At 65.8% G+C, this 6,569-nt stretch carries 7 protein-coding genes and 1 pseudogene; 6 read left to right on the top strand and 2 right to left on the bottom strand.

Features of this window, described 5'->3' with window-relative positions; all coding sequences use genetic code 11:
* The first annotated feature begins 141 nt into the window (after nt 1-141).
* The gene (locus tag ACWGJ5_RS46260; RefSeq protein ID WP_453315596.1) at nt 142-582 is read left to right on the top strand and encodes an LmrA/YxaF family transcription factor; all 441 of its coding nucleotides are present in this window, start codon (nt 142-144) and stop codon (nt 580-582) included.
* 87 nt (nt 583-669) lie between these two features.
* Here ACWGJ5_RS46260 and ACWGJ5_RS46255 read toward each other — a convergent pair.
* Nucleotides 670-888, bottom strand: a pseudogene (locus tag ACWGJ5_RS46255) (ISL3 family transposase); the annotation flags it as partial.
* Between the two features lie 1,181 nt (nt 889-2,069).
* Here ACWGJ5_RS46255 and ACWGJ5_RS46250 point away from each other — a divergent pair.
* The 5 genes from ACWGJ5_RS46250 (at nt 2,070) to ACWGJ5_RS46230 (ending at nt 5,450) form a co-directional block, all read left to right on the top strand.
* Nucleotides 2,070-2,252: a hypothetical protein gene (locus ACWGJ5_RS46250; protein WP_453315595.1), complete on the top strand. Its 183-nt coding sequence runs from the start codon at nt 2,070-2,072 to the stop codon at nt 2,250-2,252.
* 50 nt (nt 2,253-2,302) lie between these two features.
* Nucleotides 2,303-3,220, top strand: coding sequence for an NADP-dependent oxidoreductase (locus ACWGJ5_RS46245; protein ID WP_453315594.1), 918 nt, complete (start codon nt 2,303-2,305; stop codon nt 3,218-3,220).
* Between the two features lie 45 nt (nt 3,221-3,265).
* Nucleotides 3,266-3,724, top strand: coding sequence for a GNAT family N-acetyltransferase (locus ACWGJ5_RS46240; protein WP_453315593.1), 459 nt, complete (start codon nt 3,266-3,268; stop codon nt 3,722-3,724).
* Between the two features lie 39 nt (nt 3,725-3,763).
* The gene (locus tag ACWGJ5_RS46235) at nt 3,764-4,270 is read left to right on the top strand and encodes a GNAT family N-acetyltransferase (protein WP_453315592.1); all 507 of its coding nucleotides are present in this window, start codon (nt 3,764-3,766) and stop codon (nt 4,268-4,270) included.
* A gap of 235 nt (nt 4,271-4,505) precedes the next feature.
* A complete protein-coding gene (locus ACWGJ5_RS46230) occupies nt 4,506-5,450 on the top strand; it encodes an NADP-dependent oxidoreductase (protein ID WP_453315591.1) in 945 nt (314 codons plus the stop codon).
* Between the two features lie 435 nt (nt 5,451-5,885).
* Here ACWGJ5_RS46230 and ACWGJ5_RS46225 read toward each other — a convergent pair.
* The coding region (locus ACWGJ5_RS46225; protein ID WP_453315590.1) for a SpoIIE family protein phosphatase at nt 5,886-6,569 on the bottom strand (684 nt) is incomplete at its 5' end.

The following is a 6,569-nucleotide window of genomic DNA, read 5'->3' as shown; positions in this document are numbered from 1 at the left end:
GACGCGAGGTCGCATCCTCGAGCACGCCGCGGACTTGATCTACACGCGGGGGTCAACGCGACGAACAGCGAGCTGGTGCGAAGAGCAGCGGGGGTTAGCGGCTCGCAGCTGAGCCACTACTTCGCGAACAAGGAGAGTCTGGTGCGTGCCGTCATCGACTGGCAGGCCGAGAGCGTGCTCGGCTTCCACCGAAGCGAACGGTTCGCAGGCTTCGACACGATCGAGGCGTACCAGGAGTGGGCGGACTTCTTCGTCGTCTCCGGTCGCCCGTTCGAGAACGGCTGCAGCCTGGGATCCCTCGCGAGCGAGATCGTCAAGACCGATCTGGATGTCCGCAACGACCTCACCCGCGTCTTCGCCGAATGGCGGGACATCTTCCGAGCGGGACTCGATCGGATGCAATATGACGGACGAATCGACGCGTCGGCGGATCCGGCGCAACTCGCACACATGCTGATCGCCGCCTACCAGGGAGGCAGCCTGCTCGCGCAGATCGCCTGCGACGTAGCGCCATTGCGTGACGCGCTGTATGCCGCGGTCGAGCATCTGCGCGCGTACACAACGTCAGACGACGCCGTGTGAACCTGATACGAAGCCCGGGCCTCTTGTTCCAGGGGTCTATCAGGAATCTGGTTCTGGCTCGTAGCCGGTGGTGACGCTGGGTGTCCGTCAGGGCAGAAGGATGCGGTGGCGGAGCAGGTCGAATCCGGCGCGTCCGTGCATCTGTCTCATGAATCTCTTAGTGCGGGTATTGGCGCCTTCGGTGCGGCCGTTGTGGTAGGGCAATGTGAGGCCGGCATCTACAGTGGGCCGGTCGATTTTGAGGCCGTTGGTAAGGCTGCGCAGGTGGTGCAGGTCCACGGCGCGGGCGGTGGTGATCCACGCGGTAAACCACGGCCCGCGCCGGCGAACCACGCGACCAGATTGACCACTTGACCGCCGCCCTGGCCGAGACCGAAGCGCGACTTGCAGTCCTGGCCACCACCCGGAAGGTCATCGCCGAACGCGTCCCGCCCGGGACCAAGCCCGATCCATCCGAGACGAACACCGCTTACCAGGCCATCGTGAACGCCTTCAACCAGCGCCCCGGCCGGGCATTCCGATCGGCATGCCCACCGACGCAGCGACCGTCAACGTCGCCCGCAGCCGCCTCGGACGCCTCGCCCGACAAGGCTTACTCACCCAACCCGGACGAGTCCGCCACCAGAAACGGACTTAACGTCCACTAAAGCGCGGCCTACTGTATCCGTAGATCCGTAGCGGGGCTCCCGTACCGGGCTCGGGCGGGTGTCCACCAGGGTGGGCGCATGTCGGGCACACAGTATGGGCCGTCTCCCACGGGGCGCGATGTGGACCCGAGGCCTGACGAGGTCAGACAACCACCCGGGCTTCTGGGACCGGAGCGCCTATTCTGGGAATACAACGGATACAGCCTATACGGAGATCTCTCGCAAGAAGAGCGCGAGAGCAGGCCTCGTCCCGGGAATCAGGCGAACTCGGAGGCACCGTCCCTCGAACGTCCCTCCGCGATTCACCGCTGGCGACATCGCCATCGGCACCTGTGATCCACGAGACGTCGTAGGTGGCACGGTAGGTGGGTGGCCAGAAAGACCAAAACCGCCCTTGATCGTCTACTCCCCCCTCTCCGGACGATTGGCTCCCTTTCTCGACGTAGGTGGTGCGCCCGTCGTGAGTGAACACCTGTGTTGCCCCGTCGGTGTAGGTGAATGGTGCCCTCGTCGCCGCTTCCCCTGAGGTCGGCTGCATTGATGCGGTCACCGTGGCCTACCGCAGGCCTCTCGGTCCTAGACATGACAGGCTCCGATCGGGAGGTGTGTCGCCCAGGCCCGGGCACGTTGACCACGTCAGACCCAGGGCTTCTCGCTGCTCGCACTGTCGAACCCTGCCGACCAGCGCCGCAGCACGGGATCACCGCTGATGCTTGTCGAACGGTGCTCCGCTCTCCTGATATGGACGTAATAGTCCTGCTCCGTCGCCCCAAACAGTGGCGCACCCATCGGGGTCACGGGGTGGAGCGCGCGGCGGCGAGCAGCGGTTGCAGGACACTAATGAGAAGCAAGAAGTCCAAACCTGTACTGGACTTCCGCGTCATGGACCGGGTGGGGCCGGTGTCGCGCGCCGATGTATCGGGGCTGTGGCCGGGCAAGGCTCTAACGGCGATCAAGCCCGCCGCCCCGACCTGCCGGGCGATGTCGCTCCGTACTAATGTGGACTTGAAGGTCCAGTTGTGACCGGACCGTGCATGCCGCGCAGGCAAAGACTGGATGCAGGGAGGTGCCGAATGAAGGCGATTGTCGTGACGGACCAGGCCGCGGGAACGGCCGGGATGATGCTGGAAGAGCGCCCAGAGCCGGAGGCTGGCGGGAACGACGTTCTCGTTGAAGTTCACGCGTCGGGATTCACCCCCGGTGAGCTGACGTGGCCCGGGACCTGGACCGATCGGCTCGGCCGTGACCGGACGCCGTCGATCCCTGGGCACGAGGTTGCAGGGGTGGTCAGCGCTCTTGGCTATGGCACGAGGGGCCTGTCGGTGGGACAGCGGGTATTCGGGCTCGCGGAGTGGACTCGCGACGGCACCCTGGCGGAGTACGTGGCCATTGAGGCGCGTAACCTCGCGCCGCTGCCGGGGGATGTCGACTTCACCGTGGGCGCGAGCCTGCCGATCTCGGGTCTGACCGCGTGGCAGGGGCTGTTCGTGCACGGCCGCTTCGAGGTGGGGCAGAGCGTCCTCGTGAACGGCGCGGCCGGTGGCGTCGGCTCGATGGTGACGCAGCTCGCCCGTGAGGCCGGTGCCTACGTCATCGGCGCGGGACGTGCTGCCGACCGGGAGACCACACTCGACTTCGGCGCGAAGGAATTCGTCGATCTCGACAACGAGGCACTGGAAGACATTAGCGGAGTCGACCTGGTCTTCGACGTGATCGGCGGTGACATCGGCAAGCGGTCAGCAGGCGTGGTCCGAGCCGGAGGGATGCTGGTGACGATCGCCGGCCCGCCCGAGGTGCAGCCGAAGGAAGGCCTGGCGGTCGATTTCGTCGTCGAGGCCGATCGAACGCAGTTGGGTGAGGTCGTCCAGCGGGTCCGGGACGGTCGGTTGCAGACGAACATCGCCCAGGTCGCGGGCCTCGACGAGGCCGTTGCCGCTTTCAACCCGACCGAGCGGGTCAAGGGGAAGACGATCATCCGTGTTCGACCGTAAGCACACGGCGTACCCGAATCAGCAAGCAACGAAGGAACACCCCCCATGACCGAGCCAACCGAACGGCCCCGCTACGCCATCGAGTACCCCGACGAGGCCGGACACCCCGAAGGGAAAGGCACCCTCAGTCAGGACCAGGCCGTCCGCATCGACGAGATGATCGATCGTCCCCACGCCCCCGCGTTCGACTTCCACGTCGTCAACGACGAGAAAACCGGCATCTACGAGGCCATCGCGGGCGACACCGAGATCGCCGGCCTGCCCTACAACGTCGCCGGCGACGACCGACTCGTGCTCATGGCCACCTCAGTGTTCCCCGAGTACCGCAGACAGGGCATCGCCACCGAGCTGATCCGACGCGTCCTCGACGACGTGCGCACGCGAGGAATGACGGTCACCATCATGTGTCCGATCGTGCGCACCTTCATCGAGCACAACCCCGAGTATGCGGACCTCATCGACCCTGAGCACCCGGGCGCGACCACAGGGTCGCACCAGTCCTGAACCAACCCGCTGGGCTCCGCTGACAGAAAGTGTTCGACAGTGACGACCAACATCGAGGCCGAGGCGGCCTTTCGTGAACAGAACAATGCGGCCCTCATCGCTGCTCTGGACGAGACCGGTCTCCGTGAGGCCGAGTCCGCCTGGGAGGTCGATATCGCCAACGACGCGGAGCGCGGTCGCTGGATCGCGTCCCTCGGTCCCGAAGCGATCGCAGAACTCCCATATCGGTTCGTCGGCGGTCGCGTCGTACTGTTGACGACCTGGGTCGACCCCGCCTACCGCCACCATCGGGTAGCCACCGAGCTCATCGCTCGCGTGTTGAACGAGATCCGCGAGAGCGGAAAGAAGATCACCATCATCTGCCCGGTTGTGGGCGAGTTTATTGCCCGCCACCCGCAATACCTCGATCTCATCGACAAGGTTCATCCGGGCTCCGGCGCGCACCCACAGCACGAACCCGCAGACGGGCCGGACCACCAGCACGGTCCCGCGGGCGGGCCGGACGACGAGAAGCAGATCGCCGCGCTCGAGCGCGACTTGATGTAGCCGTCCGTCTTTCAAACGTGCCTTGAGTCGTTCGGCGAGTCCGGAGATGGTCGGCGCGGAGAGCATCGGCAACGCCTCGACCCCCGCCGATGCCATCGGCGCCTTCCACCCGACCGAACGGGACAAGGGCGAAGACAACCATCCGGGTTCGTCCATCTGGACGCGGAGATTACAGAGATCCCCCGTTATCTCGTGCTGGAGGTGAACGAGGGCTGTTACGGAGAGAGGTATTTAGATGAAAGCGATCGTGGTGACGGACCGTGCCGCGGGAACGGCAGGGATGAAGCTGGTGGAGCGACCCGATCCGGACACGGCGGGGCTCGCTAGCCTTGAAGGCGCGAATTACGGCGATGTCGTCGTGGAAGTTCATGCGTCAGGATTCACTGGGGACGAGCTGGAGTGGCCCTCGACCTGGATCGATCGCCTCGGCCGTGACCGCACGCCGTCAATCCCGGGCCACGAGGTGGCCGGTGTAGTCACCTCCCTCAGCTATGGAACGGCGGGGCTGTCGGTCGGACAGCGGGTTTTCGGCCTCACCGACTGGACCCGCGACGGGACCCTGGCAGAGTTTGTCGTCGTCGAGGCACGCAACCTTGCGCCGTTGCCCGGCGACGTTGACTTCACGGTAGGTGCGGGCGTCGCGATGACTGGCCTGACCGCGTGGCAGGGGCTGTTCGAGCACGGCCACCTCGGGGCGGGGCAGAGCGTCCTTGTGCACGGCGCGGCCGGCGCGGTCGGCTCGATGGCGACACAGCTCGCACGTGAGGCCGGCGCCTACGTCATCGGTACCGGACGCGCTGCCCATCGCCAGCTGGCGCTCGACTTCGGCGCACAGGAGTTCGTCGACCTTGAGAACGACGCGCTGGAAGATGTCGGCGGCGTCGATCTGGTATTCGATGTCTTCGGCGGTGCCATCGGGAAGCGGTCCGCGGGTCTGGTTCGAGCCGAGGGAATGCTGGTGACCGTCGCCGGGCCGCCCGAGGCGCGGCCGGTCAACGGTCGGGCGATCGACTTCGTTGTCGTGTCCGATCGCGCGCAACTGAGCGAGATCGCGCGGCGCGTGAAGAACGGACAGCTACGGACGAACATCGGCCAAGTCGCAACCCTCGACGATGCTGTGGCCGCCTTCAACCCTACCGAGCGGATCAATGGGAAGACGATCATCCGCGTTCGTCGGTAAGGAGGGCCCAGAGGCAGCGACCGTCCTTCCTCAGGTATGGCGCTTCGGCGATCTCCCCTACGTGTCCGCTCGTAGGGGAGAACGCGCACGTACTTGGCTTCGGGGCGTGGCGGAGGACGTGAGCGCGCGGCCGCGCCGCAGGGCCGACCACCTCGGCTACGAGGCTGGCGATAGGTGTTGTCCCCGGCCATGGTGTCGAAGATCACCGGTGCGGTGGCCGATGAGATAGCTGGCTGGCAGAACCGGCCCGTTGACGAGGTACTCCAACCGGAACCGACACGACGAGCGGTTCGTGTGCTCGGTACGCACCACCAAGGCCGGGATCAGCTTGCGCCCCACGATGAGTTTCACGGCACAGCCTAGGGGTGGGATCTCCGCGGCGGCATTGGGGTGCTGGCGTGGGGACCGAGGGGGAAACCCTCATCGATCCCCGCTTCACAGCGTGGACGGGAGGTCTTGGTCGGCCCAGACGAACTTGCCGCCCATTGCGGAGCGGAAGCCCCACCTGCTGGACAACTGGGCTAGCAGGAACAGTCCCCGGCCGTCTTCGTCGACGATGCGGGCATGGCGCAGGCGCGGGTAACACTTTCCGCTGTCAAAGACTTCGCAGGTCAGGACTTGGTGCTGGATGAGCCGCAGCCGGATCGGGCCGGCGCCGTGGTGGATAGCATTGGTGGCCAGTTCGCTGATGATCAGCTCCGTGGTGGGCACGAGATGTTCCAGTCCCCATTTGCTGAGTTGATGGGCGGCCAGGTGCCGGGCGGTGCCGACGACGGCCGGCTCGGTTGGCAGGTCCCAGGAGGCAATGTGGGCCGCGTTGAGTGTGCGGGTCCGGACAAGGAGCAAGGTGACGTCGTCGGATGCTGCCTGAGTCGGCACGGTTTCCATCACTGAGGAGCACAGGTCTTCCAAGGACTGTTCGGGTTGTGCCAGGGCGGTGCCGAGGCGGTGCATGCCGACGTCGATGTCGTCGTCACGGGATTCGACCAGGCCGTCGGTGTAGAACGCGAGCAGGCTGCCTTCGGGCAGTTCCACTTCCACGGCGTCGAAGGGGACCAGCCCGAGCCCGAGGCCGAGCGGGGCTCCCGTGGGCAGGTCGGGGAAGGTGACCTGGCCTTG

The organism is Streptomyces sp. NPDC054783, assembly GCF_053611725.1.
The sequence above is the reverse complement of the archived record's forward strand: the minus strand, read 5'-3'. Positions and strand labels throughout refer to the sequence as shown.

Excerpts from the sequence above, each read along its gene's own strand:
- ACWGJ5_RS46250 (WP_453315595.1), top strand. The coding sequence starts at position 2,070 with ATGAGAAGCAAGAAGTCCAAACCTGTACTGGACTTCCGCGTCATGGAC.
- ACWGJ5_RS46245 (WP_453315594.1), top strand. The coding sequence starts at position 2,303 with ATGAAGGCGATTGTCGTGACGGACCAGGCCGCGGGAACGGCCGGGATG.
- ACWGJ5_RS46240 (WP_453315593.1), top strand. The coding sequence starts at position 3,266 with ATGACCGAGCCAACCGAACGGCCCCGCTACGCCATCGAGTACCCCGAC.
- ACWGJ5_RS46230 (WP_453315591.1), top strand. The coding sequence starts at position 4,506 with ATGAAAGCGATCGTGGTGACGGACCGTGCCGCGGGAACGGCAGGGATG.